Consider the following 25,701-nt stretch of genomic DNA (forward strand, 5'->3'; position numbering starts at 1 on the left):
GTCGAGGGCGACGACGCGGGTCTCCCCGTCCCCGTAGACCTTGTTGAGGCCGGTGGCGCGGGCGGCCGCCCGGCCGGTACGGACGGCGGTTGCGGACATCGTCACGGGGGAACTCCTGCGGGGACGGAACGGATGATCGGGTTCCGTCCAATCCTCCCAATCCGTCCGGGTCCGCTATGTCGCCCGCGGGGACGGCGGCCCCCCGCCGTCCCGGCGGTCCGGCGGGGGGATCGGTCCTCCTCAGGTATGACACCGGCCCTGAGGTCCGCGCGGCGGTGCGGCGGCCGGGCTACTCGACCGCGACGCCCCAGCGCTGGGCGAGCCCGGCCAGCCCGCCGGCCACCGCCGCCCCGGCCGGGGCGAACTGCCATCCGCCGCCGGTGCGGTGGAACGAGCCGATCACCAGCGCGGTGTCCGGGACCCCGGCGGTGGTGGCCGTCCAGCGCTCCGGCCCGGCGGCGCCCGGGCCGAACGCGGCGGCCAGGGCCAGCCCGTGCACATAGCCGAGCGGCAGCGCGGGCGGCTCCTCCTCCTCGGTGGAGACCGCGACCGCCACCTCGTCCACGTGCGCCGCCAGCCGGTCGAGGTGCAGGCTGAGTTCGGCCTCCCGGACGGGCTCGCCCGGCTTCGAGCGGGTGGGGTGCAGGCGGACCGCGCCGTCCGGGTCCTGCGGGTTGTTGAAGAAGACGAAGTGCTCGTCGCTGACCACCCGGCCGCCGGCGCAGAGGAAGACGGAGACGTCGAGCTCCACCGCGTCGCCGCCGGCCGTGCGGCTCTGCCAGGAGAGCCGCACGCTGGTGGGGCGGTCGTCCGGCTCCGCGCCGCCGGCCCGGGCGGCCGGCCCGTGACCGGACCGGTGGGCGTCGCCGTGCGGGGCGCTGCCGCCGTTCGCGCGGGTGGTGGCGCCGGCCGGGGCCGCGCCGCCCGCGCCCGCGCCGTCGCCGAGCCGGCCGCGCAGGCCCTGTTCGGCGAGCAGCTCGACCAGCTCCGGCCCGCTCACCAGCGTCAGCGGCTTGTTGCGGATGTACTCGTAGGAGCCGGGCCCGAAGCCGGCCGTGGTCACCAGGATGCCCTTGATCGCGCCGTGGTGGCGCACCGTGGAGTCGAGGTCCCGGACGGCGGTGGGCGAGACCGTCGAGCGGTAGCGCTTGGCCTGGATGACGATCCGTCCGCCGGTCACCGGATCGAGGTCCTCGGCGACCACGTCCACCCCGGCGTCCCCGCTGCGCGCGGTGGTCATCACCCGGAAGCCGCGCAGCCGGAACAGTTCGGCGATCAGCTCCTCGAACTCGATCGGGTCCATCGCGAAGAGGTCCGGCTCGTCCTCGCCGCCCTGCCCGGCGAGGCTGCCGCCGACCGTCTCCGGCAGCCGGTCCGGCCGCACCTCGTCCAGCCGCTCCGGCCGGGCGGACAGGACGCCGCCGAGCCCCTGGAAGCACTCCACGGCCGCCACCCGGTCCAGCGCCAGGCCGGCGAACTCGGGCCGGTCCACGGTGACCGTCGACAGGAAGCGCTCGGCCTCCCGGCCGGTCGCCGGGTCGATGCCGTGCACGAAGCCGTTCAGCACCACGGACGCCAGCAGGCCGTCCGCGTCCGCGCGGAAGAGTTCGGTCACCACCCGCAGCGCGCTCTGCGCCAGGACCTCGCGGTAGAGGGCCTTGCGCTCGGTGGCCGGGCGGGCCACCTCGGCCTCCCGGTCGTCCGACTTCACGTACCGCACCCGGGAGGCGGCCGGGACGACGTCCGCGCCGGGCAGTTCCCAGTTGACGACCAGTTGGCGGGTCGACGCCTCCCAGGCGGCCACCAGCCGGTGCGGGAACCCCTCCGGCCAGCCCGCCGAGGCGTACAGCACGGCGGTGAAGTACTCCTGCACCGCCTCCGGTTCGCCGGAGCGCAGCCGGTGCAGCAACTCCTGCGTCCGGGCGGCCCGTTCCTCGTCCTGGCGGCGGTGCTGGGCCACCCACTCCAGGTACTGCCCGTGGTACTCGGCCAGTCGGCGCTGCCGGTCCACCTCGGCCGCCTGGGCCGCGTACCAGTCCTGTTCGAACCGGGCCCGGGCCTGCGCCAGGTACTGCTCGTACTGCTGCCGGACCCCCGGGTTGCGGGCCTGCACCGGGTCGGGCGGCGGTACCTGGTAGTGCGCCTGATCGGGCATCGGCACCGGTTCGCCGAGCCGGCCCGGCTCGAAGGGCGGGAGCGCGCGGGGCGCCAGCAGGGCCTGCGGGCTGAACGCCGCCCGGCCCAGCCCGGCAGTCAGCAGGCCTCTCAACTCCTGTACCTTGTCGTCGAGTTCGGCTGTCTGCCGGAGCGCCTCCGCCTCCCGCGACTGCTGGTACGCCCGCAGCGCCTCGCGTTCGCCCCGGGCGGCCGCCCGCTGGGCCTCGCGCTCCTCGCGTTCGCGCCGCCGCTGCTCGGCCGCCTGGGCGCGCCACCGGGCTTCCTCCCGGCGCTGTTCCTGTCGCTGCGTCTCCGCCCAGACCGCCAGCACACCGTCGTTCCGCCGCCCCGCCACCGTCCACCCCTTCGCCTCGCGTCCGGCCGCGCCCGCGCGCCGCCTCCCGGCCGCGCCGCCGCCGCGCCCGCCACAATAGAACGTGGACGGGTGAACCGGCCAAGCGCCCATGACCTGCGACGGCGTCCGGGGCGGCCCGGCGTCACCCGGCCACCCGGATCACGACCTTCCCGACGGGCTCCCGGGCCAGGAAGTGCCGGTAGGCGTCCGGTACCTCGTCGAAGCCGAACTCCCGCCCGATCGCCGGGCGCAGCCCGTGCTGTCCGACCGCGCGGAGCATCGCCTCCAGGTCGGCACGGCTGCCGACGAACTCCCGGCGGATCGTCGCCGGCGATCCCGCGTACGCCTCGTCGGTGATCCGCAGCGCGGCCGGCCGGTCGGAGACGACCCACTGCAGCACGATCTGCCCGTACAGCGCGGCGGCGCGGACGGACTGGTCGATGGTCGCCGGGCCGGTCTCGACCACCAGGTCGGCGCCGGCGCGGTCGGTCAGCCGCCGGACCTCCGCGGACCACTCGGGGGTGCGGCGGCGGTCCAGGACGTGGTCCGTGCCGAGGGCGGTGAGCCGTTCGGCCCCCGCCGCGCTCCCGCTGACCGCGAGCACCCGGCAGCCGTGCGCCTTGGCGAACTGCACGGCGCACAGCGAGACGTCCCCGCTGCCGAGGGTGAGGACGGTCCCTCCGGGCAGCAGCGGGCCGCCGCCGGTCAGCGCGCGCCAGGCGGCCACCCCGGCGCAGCTCGGCGCGGCGGCCTCGGCCCACGCGAGGTGCGCGGGGACGGCGGCCAGTGCCTCCTCGTCCAGGACGGCGTACTCGGTGAGCAGGCCGTCGACGGTGCAGCCGAGCTGGTCGGCGAGGTCGGGCCGGAGCCGGCCGTCCGTCCGGCGCGGGAAGTAGCTGCCGGTGACGCGGTCGCCCACGCGGAACCGGGTCACCCGGGCGCCGGCGGAGACCACCTCGCCGGCGCCGTCGGCGAGGGGGACCACGCCGGGCCGGGCGGGCAGCGGGTAGCGGCCGGAGCGGATCAGGGCGTCGCGTCGGTTGAGCGCGGCGGCGTGCACCTTCACCAGGACCTCGGTGGGCCCCGGCTCGGCCGGCTCGCGGTGGTGCGGGACCAGGCCGTCGGGACGGCCGGGACGGTCGAGACGGTACGCGCGCATGGAGGTCCTCTGCCGTCGGGGTCGCGCCGGAGGTCCCCGGCTCCGGCCGGTCCTGGCCGGAGCCGGGCGCCGCGCCAATTCCCGGCGGGGAATGCCGGGGGTACTACCCGGTGGCGCGGACCTCCGCGTACCAGCGCCAGTCGGTGCGCCGGGGGCGGCCCGCGAGGTCGCCGCGGCCGGTGGCCCAGAGCAGGGTCGGCCACGGGCCGGCGGCCGGGTCGAGCGGCACGTCGGGGAAGAGCCGGGCGAGCGTGCGGTGGCAGACGTCGGCCGGCGGCTCCCAGGGGAGACCGAGCCCCCGGGCGACGTCGTGCAGGTGGACCAGCGTCTCCACCAGGCTCATCGCGGTGAACCCGGCCGGGTCGGCGAGACCCCACGGGTGGTGGGCGCGGGTGTCCGGCGAGGCGGTGCGCGCCATCGCGACCATCAGCGCGCCGCTCGCCTCCAGGACCTGGACCAGCCCGTCCGGGCCGCTGTCGGGCCGCGCGTAGACGAAGCTGTTCGGCGCGCCCGGGGACAGCCGGACCGAGCGGAACGGCACGTAGCGGTCCTGCGGCGGACGCCGCGGGCCGAGCTGGGCGGCGTAGGCGAGCAGGTCGTCGGCCAGGTGTTCGACGGTGGTCCAGCAGTCCCAGGTGAGCGCCCCGGCGGGCCGGGACCAGTCGGCGTCCGCGGGCGCGCCGTCCAGGGTCTCGGCGGCGAGCCGCAGGACGAGCGCGAGGTCGTCGGCGGTGACCGGGCCGGGGGTGCGGTCGGGAGCGGGGTTCGGCCCGTGGGCGCTGTCGATCATGGCGTGACCGTACCCCGTCACACCGCCGCCCCACCGTGCCCCCGGGCCCCCGGCGGGGCGGCCGCGCGCCGCCCCCGGGCGCCCGGTCAGGCGGTCAGGGCGTCGGTCAGCCCGACGAGGACGCCGCACACCTCGCGTGCGGCGGCCCGCATCTCCTCGCTCTCCCCGGGCCGCCGCACGAGGTCGGCCAGGATCAGCAGAGCGGCGCGCAGGGCGCCCACCGGCACCTCGACGGTGCGCAGCGCGTCCAGGGCGTCGGAGGCCAGCTCGGCCGCGCTGCTGTCCCACGACTGCGTCAACTCCGCCGTCCGCGGGGTGGCTTCGGGCGGAGCGGAGACGATGTGCAGGACGCGGGGCGGGTTCGTATGGCTCATGCCCGGAGCAACGACGGGAGGCCCCGGCCGGATGCCACGCGTACGGGTGATCACCGCTTCGGGCGCGGACCGGTGGAGCGGCCGGTGGGGCGGAGGGTGGTTCGGGCACGGCCTGCCGGCGCAGCCCGTCGGCGCACTGTCGGAGGCAGCGGGTAGCCTCGCTGGTTCGGACGGGAGGTGGGCGTGAACGTACCGCGGCAGGCGGCCGGCGGCTGGGTCTGCACCGGGCTGCACTGGCACGACGGGCGGCCGGTGCTCACCGCGGCCCAGGGGCGGCGGGTGCACGAGCGGGTGGTGGAGCCGGGCGCGGAGGTCGGCTGGCTCCTCGGCGGCCCGCGCCGCTGCACCGGCGCCTGGCTCGCGGGGGCGACCGAGCGGACGCCCTGCCCGCACCACGCCGTCATCGAGCCGGACGGCGGTGCCGTCCAGTGCGCCGCCTGTCAGAGCGTCGACCGCGGGCTGGCGCTCGCCCGGGACCAGATCCTCGACGACGGGCGCACCTACCGGCTCTACCTGGCCTGGTTCGGCGAGGGGCTGCTGAAGGTCGGCCTGACCGCCGAGCAGCGCGGCACCGCCCGGCTGCTCGAACAGGGTGCGCTCGCCTGGACGTTCGCCGCTCGCGGCGCCCTGCCCGCCGTCCGCCGGGCGGAGCTCACCGTGGCCGCCTCGGGGCTGGCCCGGGAGCGGTTCACCGGCCGGGTGAAGACGCCGCACTGGTGGCGCCCCGGTGACGCCGCCGGGCGCCGCGCGCTCCTCGCCGATGCCCGCTCGCGCGCCCACCGGCTGCTCGACGGGCACGGGGTGGAGCTGTTGCCCGGCCATCCGGTGGTGGACCACGTCGGGATCTACGGGCTGGCCGAGGGCGCGCCCGCGGCCTACGGGCAGATCGACGCCCTGACGCCCGGCGCGGTGGTCGCCGGGCGGCTGCGCCCGCCGATCGGGCGGTACCTGCTGCTCGACCAGCCGGAGGGCGCCGAACCGCTGCTGCTGGACACCCGCCGGCTCACCGGCTGGACGCTCGGCCCGGTGGCCGGCCGCCCGTCGTCGGGCCTGACCGTGAGCCCCCGGGTGCGCCCGGAGGAGCCGGACACCCAAGAGGCTCTGTTCTGATCGGCGGGCGGAGGGCCGGCCGGGCGGCAGGCGGGCACGCGGCGACGGAACGGCCCCGGCCGTGCGGCGCTGCCCGGTTCGGGCCGGCCCGGTTCGGCCCGGTTCGGACCGGCCCGGTTCAGGCCAGCTTGGTGCGGACCGCGCCCGGCCCGGACCGCGCCCGGCGCGACAGCGGTGGCCGGGACGGCCGGACGTCGGCCCGCGCGGGCCCGGTCTCGTCGGCGGCGCGGCGGGCCAGTGCGGCCCGGGCCCCGGCCAGCGCCATCCGCGCCAGCAGCGGGTCCTCACGCAGGCCCGCCGCCCGGTTCAGCGCCTGGCAGTGTGCGCACCAGAGCGCCGAGGCGGGCCCGTCCGGGTACACCATGCTTTCCGGCGGCAGGTAGTGGCCGCCGCACTCGACGCACTCGAAGACCAGCCTCATCCGACGATCACCGTCCCGGATCCGTGGCACCGACCGCACGGCGACCAGAAGGTGTTGAGCTTCGGCACCATGCTCCCTTCCTCGTCCAGTTCGACCGTGGCCTCGGTCTTCTGCGTCCCCCCGGACCCGCCACACCCGGAGCAGGACTGAACCTCGGGCATATGACCCTCCTTGGCGCGGGGACCACCGTAGCGCGAATTCCCCGCGTACAGCACCGGTCCTGAGCAACCGCCACCCGTGCGGGGCGCGTACGCCGACCTCGTACGCCCCGCCGGCCCGGCGGCCCCGACAGGTGTTCGGTCCGGCCTCCGGGGACGCGCGGTGGGTCCCCTCCGGTCCGGAGGGGACCCACCGCGCGTGGCGCAGCGGTCAGCCCGCCGCGCCGCGGAGGAACTCCCGGTTCATCGCGGCGATGCTGGGCAGCGGGATGCCCTTGGGGCAGGCGGTGGCGCACTCGCCGGTGTTGGTGCAGCCGCCGAAGCCCTCGGCGTCCATCGTGGCGACCATGTCGCGCACCCGGGACCGGCGCTCGGGCGCACCCTGCGGAAGCACGTTGAGGTGGACGACCTTGGCGGAGGTGAAGAGCATCGCCGAGCCGTTGGGGCAGGCGGCGACGCACGCACCGCAGCCGATGCACTCGGCGTGTTCGAAGGCGGTGTCGGCGATCTCCTTGGGCACCGGCGTGGCGTGGGCGTCGGGGGCGCTGCCGGTGGGGGCGGTGATGTAGCCGCCGGAGCCGATGATGCGGTCGAACGCGGAGCGGTCCACCACCAGGTCCTTGACGACGGGGAACGCGGCGGCCCGCCAGGGCTCGATGTCGATCGTGTCGCCGTCGGCGAAGTGCCGCATGTGCAGCTGACAGGTGGTGGTCCGCTCGGGGCCGTGGGCCTGGCCGTTGATGACCATGCCGCAGGCGCCGCAGATGCCCTCGCGGCAGTCGTGGTCGAAGGCCACCGGCGTGTCGCCGCGGGTGATCAGCTCCTCGTTGAGGGTGTCGAGCATCTCCAGGAAGGACATGTCCGGGCTGATCCCGCCGACCTGGTAGGTGGTCATCGAGCCGGGGGTGTCCGGGCCCGCCTGGCGCCAGATTCGAAGGGTGAGGTTCACGCGTAGCTCCGCTGGGTGGGGTGGACGTGCTCGAAGTCGAGGTGCTCGCGGTGGAGGACGGGGGCGGCGCCGGTCTCGGTGAACTCCCAGGCCGCGGCGTAGGAGAAGGCGTCGTCGCGCCGGGCCGCCTCGCCGTCCTCGGTCTGGCTCTCGGTCCGGAAGTGGCCGCCGCAGGACTCGGCGCGGTGCAGCGCGTCCAGGCACATGAGCTCGGCCAGTTCGAAGTAGTCGACCAGCCGGTTGGCCTTCTCCAGCGACTGGTTGAGCTCCTCGCCGGTGCCGGGCACCCGGATCCGGCGCCAGAACTCCTCGCGCAGCAGCGGGATCCGGGCGAGGGCGCGGCGCAGACCGGCCTCGTCGCGGGCCATCCCGCACTCGTCCCACAGGAGTGCGCCGAGCTCGCGGTGGAAGGAGTCCGGTGTCCGGTCGCCGCCGACCGCGAGGATCAGGTTCAGCCGGTCCGCCACCTCGGCCTCCACCGAGGCGATCTCGGCATGGTCGGCCGGGACGGCGGGCAGCGGGTTGCGGGCCAGGTAGTCGTTGAGGGTCGGCGGGAGGACGAAGTAGCCGTCGGCGAGGCCCTGCATCAGGGCGCTGGCGCCGAGCCGGTTGGCGCCGTGGTCGGAGAAGTTCGCCTCGCCGATCGCGAACAGGCCCGGGACGGTGGTCTGCAGGTCGTAGTCGACCCAGAGCCCGCCCATCGTGTAGTGGATCGCCGGGTAGATCCGCATCGGCACCCGGTACGGGTCCTCGGCGGTGATCCGCTCGTACATCTCGAACAGGTTGCCGTACTTGGCGGCCACCGCGTCGCGGCCCAGCCGCTGGATGGCGTCGGCGAAGTCCAGGTAGACGCCCTGGCCGCCGGGGCCGACGCCGCGCCCTTCGTCACAGACGTTCTTGGCGGCCCGGGAGGCGATGTCGCGGGGCACCAGGTTGCCGAAGGCGGGGTAGATCCGCTCCAGGTAGTAGTCCCGCTCGGCCTCGGGGATCTCGGCCGGCGGCCGGGTGTCGCCCTTGGCCTTCGGCACCCAGATCCGGCCGTCGTTGCGCAGCGACTCGCTCATCAGGGTCAGCTTGGACTGGTGCTCGCCGGAGCGCGGGATGCAGGTCGGGTGGATCTGGGTGAAGCACGGGTTGGCGAACCAGGCACCGCGCCGGTGGGCCCGCCAGACCGCCGTGGCGTTGGAGTTCTTGGCGTTGGTGGAGAGGTAGAAGACGTTGCCGTAGCCGCCGGTGGCGAGCACCACCGCGTCGGCGGTGTGGGTGCTGATCTCGCCGGTCACCAGGTCGCGCGCGACGATGCCGCGGGCCCGCCCGTCGATCACCAGGAGGTCGAGCATCTCGGTGCGCGCGTGCATCTCCACGTTGCCGGCGGCGATCTGGCGCGACAGCGCCTGGTAGGCGCCGAGCAGCAGCTGCTGGCCGGTCTGGCCGCGGGCGTAGAAGGTGCGGGAGACCTGGACGCCGCCGAAGGACCGGGTGTCCAGCAGGCCGCCGTACTCACGGGCGAAGGGGACGCCCTGGGCCACGCACTGGTCGATGATCTCCACCGACACCTGGGCCAGCCGGTGGACGTTGGACTCGCGGGCGCGGAAGTCGCCGCCCTTGACGGTGTCGTAGAAGAGCCGGCGCACCGAGTCGCCGTCGTTGCGGTAGTTCTTGGCGGCGTTGATCCCGCCCTGGGCGGCGATCGAGTGGGCCCGCCGGGGGGAGTCCTGGAAGCAGAACTGGACGACGTGGTAGCCCTGTTCGGCCAGCGTCGCGCCGGCCGCGCCACCGGCCAGGCCGGTGCCGACCACGATCACGGTGTGCTTGCGCCGGTTGGCCGGGTTGACCAGCTTGGCCTCGAACCGCCGTTGGTCCCACCGCTGTTCGATCGGCCCGGCGGGGGCGCTGGTGTCGGCGACCGGGTCGCCGACGCGGTACTCGCTGTAGGGGGTCAACTCACCACTCCGGTCATCACGGCCACGGGGACGGACAGGAAGCCGACGGTCAGCACCAGCGCCAGGCCGTTGGCGGTCAGCTTCAACGCGCGGTCCCGGCGGGCGTTGTTGGCACCGAGGGTCTGCGCGGCGCTCCAGAAGCCGTGCCGGATGTGCAGGCCGACGGCCAGCATCGCGACGATGTAGATCACGCAGCTGTACCAGTTCGAGAAGGAGGCCACGATGTTCTGGTACGGGTGGCCGTGCTCGGCGGCCGGGTTCACGGTGAGCGTGGTGAGGTCCAGGATGTGCCAGACGATGAACAGCGCCAGGATCACCCCGCCCCAGCGCATCGTCCGGGTCGCGTAACTGGCCCGTCGCCGCTGGTGCACGTACTTGCTGGGCCGGGCCGCGAGGTCGCGCCGGCTGAGCTGGTACGCGGCCGCGCCGTGCAGCCCGACCGCCGCCAGCAGGCCGACCCGGGCGATCCACAGGAACCACTCGTAGTGCAGGACCGGCTGGCCGAGGGTGCGCAGCCAGTGCGCGTAGCCGTTGAGATCGTCCGGGCCGAAGAAGACCTTGAGGTTGCCCAGCATGTGCGCGACCAGGTACAGCAGCATGACCAGTCCGCTGACGGCCATGACCGCCTTCTTGCCGACGGTCGACCGCCACAGGGTCACCAGGGTGGACGGATGCCGGGCCGTCCGAGTCGCGGTTGTCATGGCGACAACGGTAGGGACGGGGCCGACGGTACGTCCAAGACATGCTGCGGCTCACCACAATAGTCATGGCCTATGGCACGCGCTGGGGTGCGCGCCTATCCTGGCCGGGTGCAGCTGCAGCAACTCCGCTACTTCCTCGCCGTCGCCGAGACCCGCCACTTCACCCGCGCGGCCGAGGCGGCGCATGTGGCGCAGCCCTCCCTCTCCCAGCAGATCCGCTCCCTGGAGCGGGAGTTGGGCGCGGAGCTGTTCCACCGCACCCGGGGCAACATCGCCCTCACCGACGCCGGGGACGCCCTGCTGCCACTGGCCCGACGCATCCTCGCGGACACCGAGAGCGCCCGGCTGGCCGTCCAGGAGACGGTGCAGCTGCGCCGGGGCCGGGTCCGGCTGGGAGCGCCGCCGAGCCTGTGCACCAGCCTGGTGCCGGACGTCCTGCGGGTCTTCCGGGACCGCTACCCGGGGGTGGCGCTGGTGGTCCGCGAGGGCGGTTCGCGCGATCTGGTCCGGACGCTGGCGGCGGGGGAGCTGGACGTCGCGCTGATCATCACCCCGCCGAGCGGGGAGCCGGCGCCTGCCCTGGCCGTCACCGAGCTGCTGCACGAGGAACTGGTGCTGGTGGCCCGGGCCGCCACCGCCGGCCGGCGCCGGCGGGCGCGGGTGGCGGAGCTGCGCGGCCGGCCGCTGGTGATGTTCCGGGAGGGCTACGACGTGCGGGAGGCGACCCTGGCGGCCTGCCGGGAGGCCGGCTTCGAGCCGGAGTTCGCGGTGGAGGGCGGGGAGATGGACGCGGTGCTGGGCTTCGTCCGGGCCGGGCTCGGGCCGGCCGTGGTACCGGGCATGGTGGCGGCCCGCTCGGGGCTGGCCGTCACCCCGTTCGCCGGGCCGGGGCTGGGGCGGACGATCGCCGTCGCGCACGGCCACGAGGTGCCGCTGACCCGGGCGGCGGCCGCGCTGCGCGAGACCCTGCTGCGGCACCTGCGCGACGCGGCCCGGGCGGGCGAGCTGCCGCCGGGCACCCGGCTGCTGCTGGAGCCGTAGCCGGTCGGAGGTCCGCCGCGCGGGTGAATGGTTGGCACGGTGTGCGAATCACCCGAATCGTGACCTGACGCCCCCGGGGCGCCGGAACCCGCTGCTCACGGGCCGCGTCCCAGGCGGTAGCCGCGGTGTCGTAGGGTGCGACGCCGCAGGGCCGGCCAGGCAGTCACGGGGAGAGTGCGGCGCGATGGACCACGGGAAGCGGCAGGACGGCAGACGGGCCGGGAGCGGCGGCGCTCCCGCGGGCGGGGCCCCGGCGGGTGGCCTTCCGGAGGAGACGGCTCCGGAGGTGCGCCCGACGGATGCCCCCTCGGACGACGCGGCCCCGGACGACACGGCCCCCGGCACGGCCCCGGCCGCCGCTCCCGTCGGTGCTCCCGCCGTCGCTCCGCAGGACCGTGCTCCGGAGATCGAGGACGAGCGCCCCTGGGAGCTTCCCGACTACCTCCACGGCCGGGAGCTCGGCGCCGGGGCCAGCGGCCGCGTCGTGCTCGCCCACCACCGCGCGACCGACACCCCCGTCGCGATCAAGTACCTGCACAGCGCCGTCGGCACCCCCGCCCTGCGGGCGGAGGCCCAGGTCCTCGCCGCCGTCGACTCCCCGCACGTCACCCGGCTCCACGAGTACGTGGAGGGTGAGCGGGGCGCGGCCATCGTGATGGAACTGGTGGACGGGATCGCGCTGCGCGACCTGCTCCGCGCCGAGGGCGCCACCACCCCGGAGGCCGCCCTGGTCGTCCTCAAGGGCTCGCTGCTGGGCCTGGCGGCCGCCCACCGGGCCGGGGTGGTGCACCGCGACTACAAGCCCGCGAACGTGCTGGTCGACGTCGCCGGGACCTCCAAGCTCGTCGACTTCGGCATCGCCGTACCGGCCGGCGACGACCGCGACGTGTCCGGCACCCCCGCCTACATGCCGCCCGAGCAGTGGGCGGGGCGGCCCGCCTCCCCGGCCGGTGACGTCTACGCCGCCACCGTCACCTTCTTCGAGTGCCTCACCGGCACCCGCCCGTACGACGGCGCCACGATCGCCGAACTCGCCGTCCAGCACACCGAGGCCCCGATCCCGGCCGAGCTGGCGCCCGACCCGGTCAGACCACTGATCCTCGCGGGCCTCGCCAAGGACCCGCAGGACCGGCCGGGCAGCGCGGCCGACCTGGTCGAGGAACTGGAGGCCGTCGCCTCGGACGCGTACGGGCCGCGGTGGGAGGAGCGGGGCCGCCTGGACCTGACGGCGCTGGTGGGGCTGCTCGCCCTGCTGCTGCCCGGCGCCGGGGGCGCGGCCGGCGGCACCTCGCTGGCCCACACCGTCCTGGCGGGCGGCACCGGGACGCCGACGGGCACGGCCGCGGTCGCCGGCACCGCCCCGGCCGCCACCGTCCGCGAGACGCTGGTGCGGGGGACGCCGGCCGGGAGGACGCCGGCCCGTCGCGGGGTGCGCCTCGGTACCCGCGGCAAGGTGCTCGCCGGGGTCGTGGCCGGCTCCCTGACCGCGGCCACGCCGGCCGGCATGGCGATGGCGGGGGCCGCCGACGGCGGAGCCCGGACCGTCGTCGGCGGCGCCGCCCCGGAGGCCACCACCACGCTCGGCGCACCCGATCCGTCGGTCGGGCCGTCGCCTGCCGCGAGCGGCGCCACGGAACTCCCGAGCGCCCAGCCGTCCGAATCGGCCTCGCAGGCCGCCTCGGTCTCGCCGTCGGCGACCTCCGGCAGCCCGGTCCCCTCTCCCACGGCCACGGTGACCGGCAAGACACCCACCGCCAAGGGGACACCGCCCGCGACGGGTGCCCCCGGCTCCGGCGCACCGTCGGCGCCGGCCGGCGGGGCCGCCCCCACCGCCGCGCCGCCGACGGCCCCGCCCGCCGGGCCGGCCCCCACCACCGCCGCGCCGACCGGGACGGCCGCCCCGACCCCGACCCCGACCCCGACCCCGACGGCGACCGTCGCCCCGGCGAGCCTCGCCGTCAGCACGGTGAACCTGGACTCGCTGACCTGCGGCGGGCGGTGGAGCCTGACCGCGACGGCCACCGTGGTCGCCCAGGGCGCGGGCGCCGGCACCCTGACGCTGACCTGGTTCCACACCTCGGGCCGAGGGACGGTCACCGTCGCGACCGACACGGTGGTGGTCCGCGACGGCCGCGCCACCGTCACCCGGCCGCACGACTTCGGCTCGGCCGACACCTTCCCGACCTGGGGGGTCAGCGTCGGCACCAGCCCGGCGGCGGCCAAGCCGGGCCGGGCGTCGGACACGATGGCCGCCTACCTCTGCGACCCGCCCCGCTGACTCCGTTCCGCGTCCCGTACCGCACGTCGGCCGGTCACCCGCCGGCCCCCCTCGGACGAACCCCTCCCCGTCCCGCCTCCTGGAGCAGCCATGTCCACGCCCCGCCCCGACTCCGCCCCGGCACCGGGCGCGGCCACCGACCGGACCGTTCGGCTCGTCCCGGGGCCGGAGACCATCGACGGGACGGTCCGCCTCGGGCCCGGCGCCGAGGCCGAACCCGAAGCCGCTGCCGAATCCGAGGTGACGGTCCGGCTCGACGGCACCGAGGCCGCGAGCGCGACCTTCCTGGACCCCCGGGCCTGGGGCGGCGCACCGGAGCCGGGGGAGACCACCACGCTCGTCGAGCCGCCGCCGGACGGCGGCTCCCCGGCCGAACGACCCTTCGCCCCGGGTGAGCTGCGGCGGTTCGGCCCCGGTGTCCCGCCGCGCGCCGCCGCGGTCTGGCACGGCGCCGCCGGGCCGCAGGCGCACCAGCCGCCCCGCCCGCGCCGGGTGCGGCTCCTGCTGCTGGCGGTGGTGCTGCTGCTGGCCGTGCCGGCCTTCCTGTTCTGGCGTTTCGCCACGCCGGCCCTGGCGGTCGCCGGCGTCGCGGTGCGCACCGACCCGGCCGGCCCCGGCTGCGGTGGCACAGCGGTGATCACAGCCGAGCTGGAGACCAACGGCGGCGCCGGCACCGTCCGGTACCGGTGGCTGCGCAGCGACGGCACCACCTCGGGCGAGATGGCCCGAGAGATCGGGTCCGGCGCCCACCGCGCCGACCTGGTCCTGCGCTGGAGCTTCGAGGGCCAGGGCTCCCTCCGGTCCACCGCCACCCTGGAGATCCTCGCTCCGGCCCCCCGGAGTGCCGCCGTCACGTTCGCCTACCACTGCCCCTGAGCTCCCGGGGGGCCGGGCCACGGGATGGGCGACCCGCTGGCCGCCGGGTGGTCCGGCGCCGGGGTCAGGGGCGGTGCGGGGGCACCGGTGCGACGTGGCAGCATGGCCCCATGGACGCACCGGACCTCGTCGACCTCGGCGACCTCGGCGTGCGTCGCGCCGGGGAGTCGGACGCGGACGCGCTGGCGGCGGTCGACTCGGTCGCGCTCCGAGGCGACGGGGAGCGGGCGGCGAGCATCCGACGGTGGTGCCGGCAGGGTCTGGTCCTCGTGGCGGAAGGCGGGTCCGGCCCGCTCGGCTACTGCGTCGTCGAGTACACGTTCTTCGAACAGGGCTTCGTCACGATGCTGATGGTCGCACCGTCCGCCCGTGGCGGCGGGGTCGGCCGGCGCTTGCTGGACGCCGTGGCGGCCTCGTGCGAGACCGAGAAGCTCTTCACCTCGACCAACGTCTCCAACCAGCCGATGCAGCGGCTGCTGCGACGGGCCGGCTGGAGCCCGGTCGGCCTTCTGCACGGCCTCGACGACGGCGACCCCGAACTGTTCTACCTCTGCCGGCCGCGGACCGGGACGGCGGATCCGTGACCCGTGACCGGACGGTGCGGCGGCCCGACCCGTCCGGATCGGGCCGCCGCACCGGCTGTCAGGCCGCGGCGCCCGCCCGGACCCGGCGGCCGGCCGTCACCAGACCCAGCTGAAGAAGGCTCAGGCCGAACATCAGGACGCCCAGGGGGACGTGCACGCTCGGTATGTGCGCGACGCCCAGGACCACCTGGGCCGAGGCGAGGACCAGGAACCCGGTCGCGTACAGGATCGGCCGGGGTGAGCCGCCGCCCGGCCGCCACAGCAGGATCGCGGCGAGCACGTACACCATCGTCGCGGCGTACATCCCGCGGGCACCGGCACTGTGCAGCACCTCTCCGTGCCGTGAGGACAGCAGCATCCCGGCGGTGACCGCCTGGAAGAGGATGGCCGTGGTCTGCAGGGCGATCGCGACGCGCAGGAACGTCGCGAAGCCGGGGCCGCGCTGCTGTGTCGTCGTCCGTGTGGGCATGAGGAACCCTTCCTACTGCTGCTCGACTCCGCGTCCGGGCCGTGCTCCGGGGTCGGCGCACCGGCCTCTCGACAGTTCGACGACGCAGCCGCCGGAAATGTGACGGGCTCCCCGGACACGCGCACGGGCCCCGGGGCGGGTGCCCCGGGGCCCGTGCGGCGGTCGTGCGGGTCAGGCCGGCAGGACGGCCTCGATCGCCGCGATCACCTCGGCCGACTCCGGCTCGGTGCGGGGCCGGATCCGGGCGGCCACGGTGCCGTCCGGCGAGACGAGGAACTTCTCGAAGTTCCAGGCCACGTCGCCGGCCTGGCCCTCGGCGTCGGCCGTCCGGGTCAGCACCGCGTAGAGCGGGTGCTGGGCGTCGCCGTTGACGTCCGCCTTCTCGAACAGCGGGAAGGAGACGCCGTAGGTGGTGGAGCAGAAGGTCTGGATCTCCTCGGCGCTGCCCGGCTCCTGCCCGGCGAACTGGTTCGACGGGAAGCCCAGCACGGTGAAGCCGCGCGCGGCGTAGCGCTCCTGGAGCCGCTCCAGGCCGGCGTACTGGGGCGTCAGGCCGCACTTGGAGGCGACGTTGACGATCAGCAGCGCCTTGCCCTTGTAGTCGCCCAGCGAGGCGGCCTCGCCGGACAGGGTGCGCAGCGGGATGTCGTACAGGCTCACGGAAGTCCCCTTCGGATGGTCGGGTGTCGGGACAGGACTCGTCACGGAACGGTAGTCGCCCCGCCGGGGTCAACCACGGCCGGGCTCCGGGTGTTCCGTCCCCGTTCGGGTGGACCGGGCGTCGAAGCGGGCGGCGACGGCGGCGAAGTCGGCGCTGTGCCAGCGCTCGGGGCGCATCCGGATGGCGATGTCGGCGGTCAACTGCTCGGTGGTGGCGGCGAGATAGGCGCGGGCGGTGGCGGGCGGCATGTAGCGGTGGGCCATCGCGGCGCGCTCGTCGGGATCGATCCGGTCCTCGATCGCCACCACCGGGCCCTCCACGCTCACGTACCGGCAGGGCGGCTCCTCCTGCTGGGCGCAGAGCGCGAACCGGCCGGTGGCGCGGATCCGGCGGGCTTTGGCGGAGTCGCGGCCGGTGAGGATGGTGAGGACGTCGCCGGGTCGGTAGGAGTACCAGATCGGGACGGCCAGCAGGCCCCCGGTCGCCCGGGCGCCGCCGTCGCCGACGGCCAGGACGCCGACGTGCGGGCCGGCCAGAAAGGTCTCGCGGTCGGGGATGCTCATGGTGAAGGGCACGGAGCGGCCTCCCGGGGTACGGGGGCCCGCGGGCTGCGGTCGCGCGCGGGCGGTTCACCGGTACGTACCCGGACGGTCGCCCTGTCGAACGCGCTCGCCCCCGGACGGTCGCCCTGTCGAACGCGCTCGCCCCCGGACGGTCGCCCTGCCCGACCGCGTTCGGGCCCGGAAGGACGCGGTCGAACGCCCGCCGGGTGCCCGTGGGCGACGGCCGGCGGGCACCCGGCGGGCTCCGGTCCGGCACCCGTCGGGGCGCCGGACCGGCGGGGCTCAGAGCGCCAGCGGCCTGATCGCCGTGGGGGCGTGCTCGGGCAGCGTGGCGAGCTCCTCGAACTCGGTCACGTCGCTCATGTCGACGGTCTTGCTCATCGAGATGTTGGTGATGCGCTCCAGGATGGCCTCGACCACGACCGGGACGCTGTACTCGGCGGCGAGCTTCTTGGCCTCCTCGAAGGCGGCGCCCAGCTCGTTCGGGTCGGTGACCCGGATCGCCTTGACGCCCAGGCCCTCGGCGACCTTGACGTGGTCGACGCCGTAGACACCCAGCTCCGGGGTGTTGATGTTCTCGAACTCCAGGTTGACCTCGAAGTTGATGCCGAGGTTGATCTGCGCCTGGCGGATCAGGCCGAGGTAGGCGTTGTTCACGAGGACGTGGATGTAGGGGACCTTGTGCTGGGCGGCGACCGCCAGCTCCTCGATCATGAACTGGAAGTCGTAGTCGCCCGAGAGCGCGACGATCGGGGTCGCGGGGTCGGCGGTGGCGGCGCCGATCGCGGCCGGGATGGTCCAGCCGAGCGGGCCGGCCTGGCCGCAGTTGATCCAGTGGCGCGGCTTGTAGACGTGCAGCATCTGCGCGCCGGCGATCTGGGAGAGGCCGATCGTGGTGACGTAGCGGGTCTCCGGGCCGAAGGCCTTGTTCATCTCCTCGTAGACGCGCTGCGGCTTCATCGGGACGTTGTCGAAGTGGGTGCGGCGCTGCAGGGTGGCCTTGCGCTCCTGGGCGGACTCGGCCCAGGCGGTGAAGTCGGGCAGCCGGCCCTCGGCCTTGAGCTCCTTGGCGATCTGGACGAAGAGCTCCAGCGCGGCCTTGGCGTCCGAGGCGATGCCGTAGTCCGGGGCGAAGATCTTGCCGATCTGGGTGGGCTCGATGTCGACGTGGACGAACTTTCGGCCCTTGGTGTACGCCTCCAGGTTGTACCCGGTGTGGCGGTTGGCCCAGCGGTTGCCGATGCCGAGGACGAAGTCCGACTTCAGGAAGGTCGCGTTCCCGTAGCGGTGCGAGGTCTGGACGCCGACCATGCCGGCGCTCAGCGCGTGGTCGTCGGGGATGGTGCCCCAGCCCATCAGGGTGGAGATGACCGGGACGCCGGTGAGCTCGGCGAACTCGACCAGCAGGTCGGAGGCGTCGGCGTTGATGATGCCGCCGCCGGAGACGATCAGCGGCCGCTCGGACTCCAGCAGGAACTGGAGCGCCTTCTCGGCCTGGGCACGGCTGGCCCGCGGCTGGTAGACCGGCAGCGGCTGGTAGGTCTCGGGGTCGAACTCGATCTCGGTCAGCTGGACGTCGATCGGCAGGTCGATGAGGACCGGGCCCGGGCGGCCGGAGCGCATCAGGTGGAAGGCCTCCTGGAAGACGCCCGGGACCTGCGCGGCCTCCAGCACGGTGGTGGCCTTCTTGGTGACCGGCTTGGCGATCGAGGAGATGTCGACCGCCTGGAAGTCCTCCTTGTGCAGCTTGGAGACCGGGGCCTGGCCGGTGATGCACAGGATCGGGATCGAGTCGGCGATCGCCGAGTAGAGGCCGGTGATCATGTCGGTGCCGGCCGGGCCGGAGGTGCCGATGCAGACACCGATGTTGCCGGCCTTGGCGCGGGTGTAGCCCTCCGCCATGTGGGAGGCGCCCTCGACGTGGCGGGCCAGCGTGTGGCGGATGCCGCCGCCCTCCTTGAGGGCCCGGTAGAAGGGGTTGATCGCCGCGCCCGGCACGCCGAACGCGACCTCAACGCCTTCGAGCTTGAGGATCTCCACGGCCGCGCGGGCGGCTGTCATACGAGGCATCGGGTTTCTCCTGCGTCGGCCCGCAGTGGGTCGGAGGGCTCATCTCCAGAATTCCACCATACGGAAGAACGGTTTCTGTATGCGGAAACAAAGTAAGGCGGGGCCTGTCGGGGCGTCAAGGGGGGTTTCAACAGATTGTGGAAGTCGACCGTGCGGTGGGGGTGGGGGAAACCGCAGGTGGCGGGCGTCGCGAGGGATGCCGGGCGGGCGCCGGCCGGCTGTCGGGCCAGGCTGTCACGCCGGGCGCGGCCGATCCATCGCCCGTTCCTCCAGTTCGCCGGTGCCGGACGGGCTCCGTCCTCGTCCCTTTCTGCAAAGCGCCGGCCTCCCCGTACCGGCTTCGTTCGCATGCCCGGCCGGACTCCGAACGCGCGTACCCGGCCGGAGCCCCGATCCGGCCCGGAAAGCGGCCCCGGTGTGCGGTCCGGGTGAAGTTACGGTGTGCGAGGTCGGCCCCGTCCGGCGCGCTGGGTACCGTCGGTGGCACGCCGGACCCGTCATGGTTGCCATGTTCAACTCGGGTAGCGGCAGGGGGATTTGGGATCGACCGGGGAGCGGGGGAGCTCCGGCCGGCGGGTCCCGTCCAGGACCGGCCGGCCCGGTCCGCACACAGCCGATCGAGGGACAGGCCCCCTGACCGCACCACCCGCCCCGCCCCGACACCCACCGCCGACGCCCGGGCCGCCCGGGCTGCCGCCGTCCCGACGCCGCCCGCGCCGTACGGGCCGCGGACGTCACCGGGTGCCCCGCCGAGGCATCGCCCGGTCCGCCGGCGCACCGCGTCGCCCGCCGCGCCCGGGGAACCCCGCCCGCCGCTGCCTGCCTGCCCGCCGCCTCTCCGCCGTCCGTCCCGGCCGAGCCGTGTCCGACCGGCCGACCGGCCACCCCAGCAGCGCGTCCGCCCCGTCGGCGGGTGCGCGGAAGGAACGCACCCATGCTCCGACCCGCCCGCTGTTCCCCCGCCCTCCTCTCCCGAACCCCGGTGGTGGCCCGATGAGCGCCCTGCCCCGCCGGCGCAAGAGCCCGCCGGGCCGCCCCCGCAAGAGCGCCCCGCCGGGCCGGGCCCGCCCGCGCCGCGCGCTGCGCCACCGCGATCCGGTCCGCGCGTTGCGGGCCGTGCCCTGGCGCTTCGACCTGCCGTCCTCGCTGGTGGTCTTCCTGGTCGCCCTGCCGCTCTGTGTCGGCGTGGCCGTCGCCTCGGGCGTCCCGGCCGAGCTCGGACTGGTCACCGGGATCGTCGGCGGCCTGGTGGTCGGCGCGCTGCCCGGCAGCAGCCTCCAGGTCAGCGGCCCGGCCGCCGGGCTGACCGTCCTGGTCTACGAGGCCGTCCAGGAGTACGGGGCCGGCGCGCTGGGCGTCCTGGTGCTCGCCACCGGGCTGCTCCAGCTGGCCATGGGCGCGCTGCGGCTGGGCCGCTGGTTCCGCGCGATGTCCGCCTCCGTGGTGCACGGCATGCTGGCCGGCATCGGCCTGACCCTGCTCTTCGGCCAGCTCTACGCGCTCGCCGACCGCAAGGCGCCCGCCACCGGGCCCGACAAGATCGCCGGCCTGCCCGTGCTGCTGCGCGACGCCGTCACCGGCGCGGCCGCACCCGCCGCGGTGGCCCTCGGCATCGCGACCCTGCTGGTGCTGGCCTTCTGGAAGTACCTGCCGGCCCGGGTGGGCCGCGCGGTGCCCGCGCCGCTGGCCGCGGTGGGCCTCGCGGCAGCGGTCACCGCCGCCGCCGACCTGCCGGTCGCCCGGATCCGGGTCTCCGGCCTGCTGGACGTGGTGCGGCTGCCGGAGCGCGACGCGCTCGGCGAGCTGGCCGGCACGGCCGGTCTCGGCACCATCGTCGCCTTCACCCTGATCGCCTCCGCCGAGACGCTGTTCAGCGCCGCCGCCGTGGACCGGATGCACCACGGCCCGCGCACCGACTACGACCGCGAACTCACCGCCCAGGGCGTCGGAAACACGCTGTGCGGGCTGCTGGGGGCGCTCCCGATGACGGCGGTGATCGTCCGCAGCGCGGCCAACGTCCAGGCCGGCGCCCGCAGCAAGGCCTCGCGCGTTCTGCACGGGTTCTGGCTGCTGCTGTTCACCGCGCTGCTGCCCGGGGTGCTCGGCCTGGTCCCGCTCACGGCGCTGGCCGCCGTGCTGGTGCACGCGGGCGCCAAGCTCGTGCCGGTCCGGCGGATCGTCGGGCTCTGCCGTGGCCACCGGGGCGAGGCGGCGGTGCTCGCGGTGACGGCGGTGGCGATCATCGCCACTGACCTGTTCGAGGGGGTGCTGATCGGGATCGGCCTGGCGGTGGTCAAGTCGGCCTGGCAGACCTCGCACCTGCAGATCGCGGTGGAGGAGCTGCCGGCCCCGGGCGATCCGGGCGATCCGGTCATTCCCGTTGTGCCGGTCGTTCCGGTCGTTCCGGATCCCGGTCCCGGGATCGGCGGTGCGGCCGCCCCGGCGGTCGCCGGGGCGCCGCTGCGGGTCCGGCTGAGCGGCAACGCGACCTTCCTGCGGCTGCCCCGGCTGCTCGACGCCCTGGAACGACTGCCGGCGGACCGTCCGGTCGAACTGGACTGGTCGGGGCTGCGCCATCTGGACCACGCCTGCACGGTGGCGCTCAGCACCTGGGCCGACCAGCACCGCGCCCGCAGCTCGGCGCCGCTGGCGGTCGAGCCGCCGCTGCCGACGGTGGCCTGACGGTCCGTGGGAGCGGCGGTCCACCCGGCACGGCCGCCGTTCCGGTCCGCCGGTCCGGTCCGCCGACCCGCCCGACCGGGGCCGCCCCGGTCGGGCGGCTAGCCTGGTCCCGGTGCCGGGGGAGCTCGACGGACCGGGCGCCGTGACAGCACCGGGCGAGAGGAGCAGAGCCGTGATCGCAGCGTTTTCGGTCACCCCGTTGGGGGCCGGCGAGGAGGTGGGGGAGGCGGTCGCCGCCGCCGTCCGGGTGGTCCGCGCGAGCGGGCTCCCGAACCGCACCGACGCGATGTTCACCAGTGTCGAGGGGGAGTGGGACGAGGTGATGCCGGTGATCAGGGAGGCGATCGAGGCCGTGAAGGCCTACAGCGGGCGGGTGAGCACCGTGATCAAGATCGACGACCGGGCCGGGGTCACGGACGGGCTCACCGCGAAGGTGGCCTCGGTGGAGCGCCACCTCGCCGAGGGCTGAGCGGCCCCGCCCGCCGGCCCGTGCGGGTCGGCGGGCGGGGCTCCGGTCCTGACGGGAGCTGGGTCAGCGGACCGGAGTGGGCTGGGAGTTCGGCGCGGTCCGGTCGGAGGCGTAGGCCCGGCCGGCGGTCCAGCGGGGGAGCAGTCGGTCCACCGCGAACGGGCCGGAGCCGAGTGCCGCGATCGCGAGGAACGCCCAGCAGAACAGCACCGAGGCCTCGCCGCCGTTCTGCAGCGGCAGCAGGGCGTGCTCCTGGTGAACGGTGAAGTACGCGTAGGCCATCGAACCGGAGCAGAGCAGCGCGGCGGTCCGGGTGCCGAGGCCGACCAGCACCAGCACGCCGCCGGCCAGTTGGATCAGCGCGGCCCACCAGCCGGGCCACTGGCCGACCGGGACGGAGCCGCCGCCCTTGGCGCCGCCGAGGACGCCGAAGAGCGAGGCGGCGCCGTGGCAGGCGAAGAGCAGGCCGATGACGACGCGAAAGACCGTCAGGACGAGGGGGCGGGCGGCGTCGACCGCTTGTTGGGGAGTAGCCGGCATGGGGACGTCTCCTCTGGGGGAGGGGGCGGGGGGACGGGCGGCGGTAAGGGTACCCTTATCGGAAGTCGATTGACAACGCTCCGTCAAATCGACCGTGTTCGAATTTGTTCACCGTCCGTTGTTCGTGGCTCAACGGTCCGTTGCCGGAAGGGCTTTCCGGCGGGCGTCCCCGATATCCGGTACCCGCCGTGCCATCCGCCCTACCTTTCTTGACCGATCGGTCTGGATATGACTAAGGTTCAGGCATGGCACGGACCAAGGAATTCGACCCCGACACGGCGCTCCAGGCGGCTCTGGAGCTGTTCTGGCGACGCGGCTACGAGGCCACCTCGATGGCGGAGCTGGTCGAGGAGCTCGGGATCGCCCGGGCCAGCATCTACGCCACCTTCGGCAGCAAGCACGAGCTCTACCTGCGGGCGCTGGAGCGCTATGGCGACCAGCACAATCCGGTGCTGCTGGCCGAGCTGTCGCAGCCCGGTCCGGTGCTGCCGGCCGTTCGCGGCCTGGTCCGCCGTTTCGCGGCGGAGGCCGGCGAGGACGGCGCGACCGGCCTCAGGCGCGGCTGCTTCGTCACCAACACCGCCGTCGAGCTCGCCCCGCACGACCCGGACGCGGCTCGGCGGGTGGCGGCCAGCCTCGGCCACCTGGAGACGGTGCTGACGGCCGCGTTGGTCCGGGCCGAGGCGCAGGGGGAGCTGCCCGGGGGGCGCGACCCCCGGGCGCTGGCGCGGATGCTGCTGGTGCTGATGCAGGGCATGCGGGTGATCGGCAAGGCGGGGGACGGCGCGGACCGGCTGCGCGACGCCGCCGAGCAGGCGCTCGCCCTGCTGGACTGAGGGCCGCCGAGGCCTGCGGTGGTCGGCCCCGGCGCCTGCGGGGGGCTGCTCGGGGGTCATCGCATTCCGCTGTCCATATTCTGGACCGAACGATCATTATAGTGAGGGGGGTTCGATGGTACGGGGAATGTCGACGTCCACAGGGACGTCCTCGCGGGTGCCCGCCGGGTTACCCGCGGGGGTGGCTGCCGCGGGGCCCGCCGGGGTGCCCGTCGGGGTGCCTGCCCGGGGGGCCGCGCGGACACCTTCGCCGGCCTCGTCGCCGGCGTCACCGCGGTCGGGGTTCGCCCTGCTGGGCGCCGTGCAGGCGACGCTGATCTTCACCATCATGATCCTCTCCGTCCCGCTGCCCCTGGTGGCCCGGGAGTTGGGCCTGGGCCCGGCCGGCATCCTGCTGCTCAGCGCCGCCTACGGTCTTTCCTTCAGCTCCCTGCTGCTGCTCGGCGGCAGGCTGGCCGACCGCCATGGCGGCCGCCGGATGCTGCGGGTCGGCCTCGTCCTGCTGGCCGCCGCCTCGGTCGCCTGCGCCCTCGCCCCCACCTTCGCCGTCCTGCTGGTGACGCGCTTCGCCCAAGGCGTCGGCGCGGCCCTCGCCGCCCCGGCGGCGGTCGCGGTGGTGCGGGCGCTCTTCCCCCGATCCGCCGACTACGGGCGGGCGATGGCCACCTGGGGCGGCCTGTCCGTGCTCGGCGCCACCGGCGGCAGCCTGCTCTCCGGGGCGGTCGCCGCCTGGGTGTCCTGGCGCTGGCTGTTCGCCGTGCCGGTCCTGGTGTCCCTGGCCGGGCTCGCGCTCTCCGGCCGCCGGCTGCCCGCCGCCGGGCCGGCCGCCACCGCGCCCCCGTCGCTCGACCTGCGCGGCGCCGCGCTCGCCACCACCGGTGTCTGCGCGGTCGGTTACGGTCTGGTCGCGTCCGGGGAGCGGTCCTGGAGCGCGCCCCCGGTGCTCCTGCCGCTGGCTCTCGGCACCACCCTGCTGCTGGCCTTCGCAGCCGCCGAACGGCGCACCGCCGATCCGCTGCTGCCGCCCGGCTTCCTCGCCGACCGCCGCCGGGCCACCGCCCTGGCCGCCGTCATGGCGACCGCCGCCGCCACCGCGCTGACCTTCCTGGTCCTCCCGCTCTACCTCCAACAGCTGCGTGGCTGGGGCGTGTTGGCCACCTCGGCGGCGTTCCTCCCGTACGCGGCGGTGCTGATCGCCGCCGGTCGGCTGGCCGGCCCGCTGACCGCCCGCTACGGCCCCGCCGCCGTCACCGCCGGCGGCCTGGCCATGGCCGCCGGCGGGCTGGCGCTGCTGGCCGGCGTCGGCCCCGCCACCCCCTACGCCACCGGCCTGCTGCCCGGCCTGCTCCTGCTGCCGGCCGGGGCCGGTCCGGCCTTCGCCGGCTCGGCCGTCCTCGCCACCGGCGGGGTCCGGCCCGAGCGGACCGGCCTCGCGGCGGGCGTCCTGAACACCGCGATGGAGCTGGGCCCCACCGCCGGACTGGCCGCCCTGATGTCGCTCGCCGCCACCCGCCCGACCGCTGTCGGCGGCTATGCCGCCGCCTTCGCGGCCGCCGCCGTGGGCCTCGCGCTGACCGCCGTGGCGGTCGCCTTCCTGGCCCGCCCCCGAACCGCACGACCCCCGTTCACCCACACCGAGGAGTACTCCGCATGAGCACGCGTTTCGCCGACAAGTCCGTCCTGGTCACCGGCGGGGGCACCGGAATCGGCCGCGCCATCGCCCTCGCGTTCGCCCGTGAGGGGGCCCGCGTCGCCGTCGCCGGCCGCACCGGGAGCTCGCTGGCCGAGACGGTCCGGCTGATCGAGGAGGAGGGCGGCAAGGCCGTCGCCCTGGTGGGGGATGTCGCGAACAGCGCCGACGCCGCCCGCTTGGTCCGGGAGACGGTCGCCCACCTCGGCGCCCTGGACGTCGCCGTCAACAACGCCGGCATCCTGGGCGCGGTGGCACCCGTCGCGGACCTGGAGGAGGAGGACTGGCAGCGGGTCGTCGACACCAACCTGACCGGCACCTGGCTCGCCATGAAGTACGAGATCGCCCACATGCGGACCCAGGGCGGCGGCGCCATCGTCAACATAGCCTCCAACCTCGGCGTCCACATGCGCATCGCGGGCCTCGGCGCCTACGCCGTCACCAAGGCCGCCGTCAGCGCCCTCACCCGCAGCGCGGCCCGCGACCACATCGGCGAGGGCGTGCGGATCAACTCCGTCAGCCCCGGACCGGTGGAGACCCCGATGTCCAGCCGCCCCGGCGAGAACGCCGCCGACAAGGCCGACCGGATGAGGGCCGACGTCCCCGTCGGCCGGGCCGGCGCCGTCGAGGAGATCGCCGCCGCCGTCCTCCACCTCGCCTCCCCCGAGTCCGCCTACACCGTCGGCGCCGACCTCGTCCTCGACGGCGGCATCACCGCCTGAGGGGCACCCCGCCCGTGAGCGGCTTGCCGATAGGAGTCGGCCGGCCGCTCACGGGTGCCCGGGGTGCGTCGTCAGCGCCCGTCCGGCGGCGAAGTGGTCCGGA

Annotated in this window: 24 protein-coding genes; 10 read left to right on the plus strand and 14 right to left on the minus strand. The window is 75.3% G+C overall.

Annotated elements, in window-relative coordinates; all coding sequences use genetic code 11:
• Window positions 1-289: 289 nt before the first annotated feature.
• The 4 genes from ACIQTO_RS19545 to ACIQTO_RS19560 all read right to left on the minus strand — a co-directional run bounded on the left by ACIQTO_RS19545 (window position 290) and on the right by ACIQTO_RS19560 (window position 4,835).
• Window positions 290-2,512, minus strand: a complete 2,223-nt coding sequence (locus ACIQTO_RS19545; protein WP_402389282.1) for a restriction endonuclease — start codon at window positions 2,510-2,512, stop codon at window positions 290-292.
• Window positions 2,513-2,654: 142 nt separating this feature from the next.
• On the minus strand, window positions 2,655-3,671 hold the full coding sequence (locus ACIQTO_RS19550; protein ID WP_402389285.1) for an NAD(P)-dependent alcohol dehydrogenase: 1,017 nt from the start codon (window positions 3,669-3,671) through the stop codon (window positions 2,655-2,657).
• Window positions 3,672-3,774: 103 nt separating this feature from the next.
• A complete protein-coding gene (locus ACIQTO_RS19555) occupies window positions 3,775-4,461 on the minus strand; it encodes a hypothetical protein (protein ID WP_402389287.1) in 687 nt (228 codons plus the stop codon).
• An 86-nt stretch (window positions 4,462-4,547) separates the two neighbouring features.
• Window positions 4,548-4,835 carry a hypothetical protein gene (locus ACIQTO_RS19560; protein ID WP_402389290.1) on the minus strand — a complete coding sequence of 96 codons (288 nt, stop codon included), beginning with the start codon at window positions 4,833-4,835 and terminating at the stop codon, window positions 4,548-4,550.
• Window positions 4,836-5,018: 183 nt separating this feature from the next.
• Here ACIQTO_RS19560 and ACIQTO_RS19565 point away from each other — a divergent pair, with 183 nt between their 5' ends.
• A complete protein-coding gene (locus ACIQTO_RS19565; RefSeq protein ID WP_402389292.1) occupies window positions 5,019-5,945 on the plus strand; it encodes a DUF2797 domain-containing protein in 927 nt (308 codons plus the stop codon).
• Window positions 5,946-6,063: 118 nt separating this feature from the next.
• Here ACIQTO_RS19565 and ACIQTO_RS19570 read toward each other — a convergent pair whose 3' ends face one another.
• From ACIQTO_RS19570 to ACIQTO_RS19590, 5 genes are all read right to left on the minus strand, one after another.
• Window positions 6,064-6,366 (minus strand): hypothetical protein, encoded by a 303-nt coding sequence (locus ACIQTO_RS19570; protein ID WP_402389295.1) that lies wholly within the window; start codon window positions 6,364-6,366, stop codon window positions 6,064-6,066.
• On the minus strand, window positions 6,363-6,527 hold the full coding sequence (locus tag ACIQTO_RS19575; protein ID WP_380579549.1) for a hypothetical protein: 165 nt from the start codon (window positions 6,525-6,527) through the stop codon (window positions 6,363-6,365). The genes ACIQTO_RS19570 and ACIQTO_RS19575 overlap by 4 nt, the downstream gene beginning before the upstream one ends.
• 208 nt (window positions 6,528-6,735) lie before the next feature.
• On the minus strand, window positions 6,736-7,473 hold the full coding sequence (locus ACIQTO_RS19580; protein WP_402389298.1) for a succinate dehydrogenase/fumarate reductase iron-sulfur subunit: 738 nt from the start codon (window positions 7,471-7,473) through the stop codon (window positions 6,736-6,738).
• Complete coding sequence (locus ACIQTO_RS19585) at window positions 7,470-9,416, minus strand: fumarate reductase/succinate dehydrogenase flavoprotein subunit (protein ID WP_402389300.1); 1,947 nt, start codon at window positions 9,414-9,416, stop codon at window positions 7,470-7,472. The genes ACIQTO_RS19580 and ACIQTO_RS19585 overlap by 4 nt, the downstream gene beginning before the upstream one ends.
• Entirely contained in the window at window positions 9,413-10,117 is a 705-nt protein-coding gene (locus ACIQTO_RS19590) for a succinate dehydrogenase cytochrome b subunit (protein ID WP_402389303.1), read from the minus strand. Before ACIQTO_RS19590 ends, ACIQTO_RS19585 begins: the two co-directional genes overlap by 4 nt.
• 108 nt (window positions 10,118-10,225) lie before the next feature.
• Here ACIQTO_RS19590 and ACIQTO_RS19595 point away from each other — a divergent pair, with 108 nt between their 5' ends.
• The 4 genes from ACIQTO_RS19595 (at window position 10,226) to ACIQTO_RS19610 (ending at window position 14,896) form a co-directional block, all read left to right on the plus strand.
• Window positions 10,226-11,158 carry a LysR family transcriptional regulator gene (locus ACIQTO_RS19595; RefSeq protein WP_402389306.1) on the plus strand — a complete coding sequence of 311 codons (933 nt, stop codon included), beginning with the start codon at window positions 10,226-10,228 and terminating at the stop codon, window positions 11,156-11,158.
• A 286-nt stretch (window positions 11,159-11,444) separates the two neighbouring features.
• Entirely contained in the window at window positions 11,445-13,436 is a 1,992-nt protein-coding gene (locus ACIQTO_RS19600; RefSeq protein WP_402389309.1) for a protein kinase, read from the plus strand.
• A 90-nt stretch (window positions 13,437-13,526) separates the two neighbouring features.
• On the plus strand, window positions 13,527-14,312 hold the full coding sequence (locus tag ACIQTO_RS19605; protein ID WP_402389312.1) for a hypothetical protein: 786 nt from the start codon (window positions 13,527-13,529) through the stop codon (window positions 14,310-14,312).
• Between the two features lie 110 nt (window positions 14,313-14,422).
• The gene (locus tag ACIQTO_RS19610) at window positions 14,423-14,896 is read left to right on the plus strand and encodes a GNAT family N-acetyltransferase (RefSeq protein ID WP_402389314.1); all 474 of its coding nucleotides are present in this window, start codon (window positions 14,423-14,425) and stop codon (window positions 14,894-14,896) included.
• A 58-nt stretch (window positions 14,897-14,954) separates the two neighbouring features.
• Here the strand turns inward: ACIQTO_RS19610 and ACIQTO_RS19615 are convergent, their stop codons facing one another.
• The 4 genes from ACIQTO_RS19615 to gcl all read right to left on the minus strand — a co-directional run bounded on the left by ACIQTO_RS19615 (window position 14,955) and on the right by gcl (window position 18,659).
• Window positions 14,955-15,365: a hypothetical protein gene (locus ACIQTO_RS19615; protein WP_402389317.1), complete on the minus strand. Its 411-nt coding sequence runs from the start codon at window positions 15,363-15,365 to the stop codon at window positions 14,955-14,957.
• A 171-nt stretch (window positions 15,366-15,536) separates the two neighbouring features.
• Window positions 15,537-16,025 (minus strand): glutathione peroxidase, encoded by a 489-nt coding sequence (locus tag ACIQTO_RS19620; RefSeq protein ID WP_402389320.1) that lies wholly within the window; start codon window positions 16,023-16,025, stop codon window positions 15,537-15,539.
• A 69-nt stretch (window positions 16,026-16,094) separates the two neighbouring features.
• A complete protein-coding gene (locus ACIQTO_RS19625) occupies window positions 16,095-16,601 on the minus strand; it encodes a pyridoxamine 5'-phosphate oxidase family protein (RefSeq protein ID WP_402389323.1) in 507 nt (168 codons plus the stop codon).
• A 270-nt stretch (window positions 16,602-16,871) separates the two neighbouring features.
• Window positions 16,872-18,659, minus strand: a complete 1,788-nt coding sequence (gene gcl / locus ACIQTO_RS19630; RefSeq protein ID WP_402389325.1) for a glyoxylate carboligase — start codon at window positions 18,657-18,659, stop codon at window positions 16,872-16,874.
• 993 nt (window positions 18,660-19,652) lie between these two features.
• On the opposite strand from gcl, the gene ACIQTO_RS19635 reads away from it, so the two are divergent.
• Both ACIQTO_RS19635 and ACIQTO_RS19640 read left to right on the plus strand, forming a co-directional pair.
• The gene (locus tag ACIQTO_RS19635) at window positions 19,653-21,341 is read left to right on the plus strand and encodes a SulP family inorganic anion transporter (protein ID WP_402389328.1); all 1,689 of its coding nucleotides are present in this window, start codon (window positions 19,653-19,655) and stop codon (window positions 21,339-21,341) included.
• 172 nt (window positions 21,342-21,513) lie between these two features.
• Window positions 21,514-21,810: an MTH1187 family thiamine-binding protein gene (locus ACIQTO_RS19640; RefSeq protein ID WP_402389330.1), complete on the plus strand. Its 297-nt coding sequence runs from the start codon at window positions 21,514-21,516 to the stop codon at window positions 21,808-21,810.
• A gap of 63 nt (window positions 21,811-21,873) precedes the next feature.
• Here ACIQTO_RS19640 and ACIQTO_RS19645 read toward each other — a convergent pair whose 3' ends face one another.
• Window positions 21,874-22,350, minus strand: coding sequence for a DoxX family protein (locus tag ACIQTO_RS19645; protein WP_402389332.1), 477 nt, complete (start codon window positions 22,348-22,350; stop codon window positions 21,874-21,876).
• 245 nt (window positions 22,351-22,595) lie between these two features.
• Here ACIQTO_RS19645 and ACIQTO_RS19650 point away from each other — a divergent pair, with 245 nt between their 5' ends.
• From ACIQTO_RS19650 to ACIQTO_RS19660, 3 genes are all read left to right on the plus strand, one after another.
• On the plus strand, window positions 22,596-23,186 hold the full coding sequence (locus tag ACIQTO_RS19650) for a TetR/AcrR family transcriptional regulator (protein ID WP_402389335.1): 591 nt from the start codon (window positions 22,596-22,598) through the stop codon (window positions 23,184-23,186).
• 301 nt (window positions 23,187-23,487) lie between these two features.
• The gene (locus ACIQTO_RS19655) at window positions 23,488-24,840 is read left to right on the plus strand and encodes an MFS transporter (RefSeq protein WP_402389337.1); all 1,353 of its coding nucleotides are present in this window, start codon (window positions 23,488-23,490) and stop codon (window positions 24,838-24,840) included.
• Entirely contained in the window at window positions 24,837-25,598 is a 762-nt protein-coding gene (locus ACIQTO_RS19660; RefSeq protein ID WP_402389340.1) for an SDR family NAD(P)-dependent oxidoreductase, read from the plus strand. Before ACIQTO_RS19655 ends, ACIQTO_RS19660 begins: the two co-directional genes overlap by 4 nt.
• The last annotated feature ends 103 nt before the right edge of the window (window positions 25,599-25,701 follow it).

The sequence above is a fragment of the Kitasatospora sp. NPDC091207 genome (assembly GCF_044768625.1).
Classification (GTDB): domain Bacteria; phylum Actinomycetota; class Actinomycetes; order Streptomycetales; family Streptomycetaceae; genus Kitasatospora.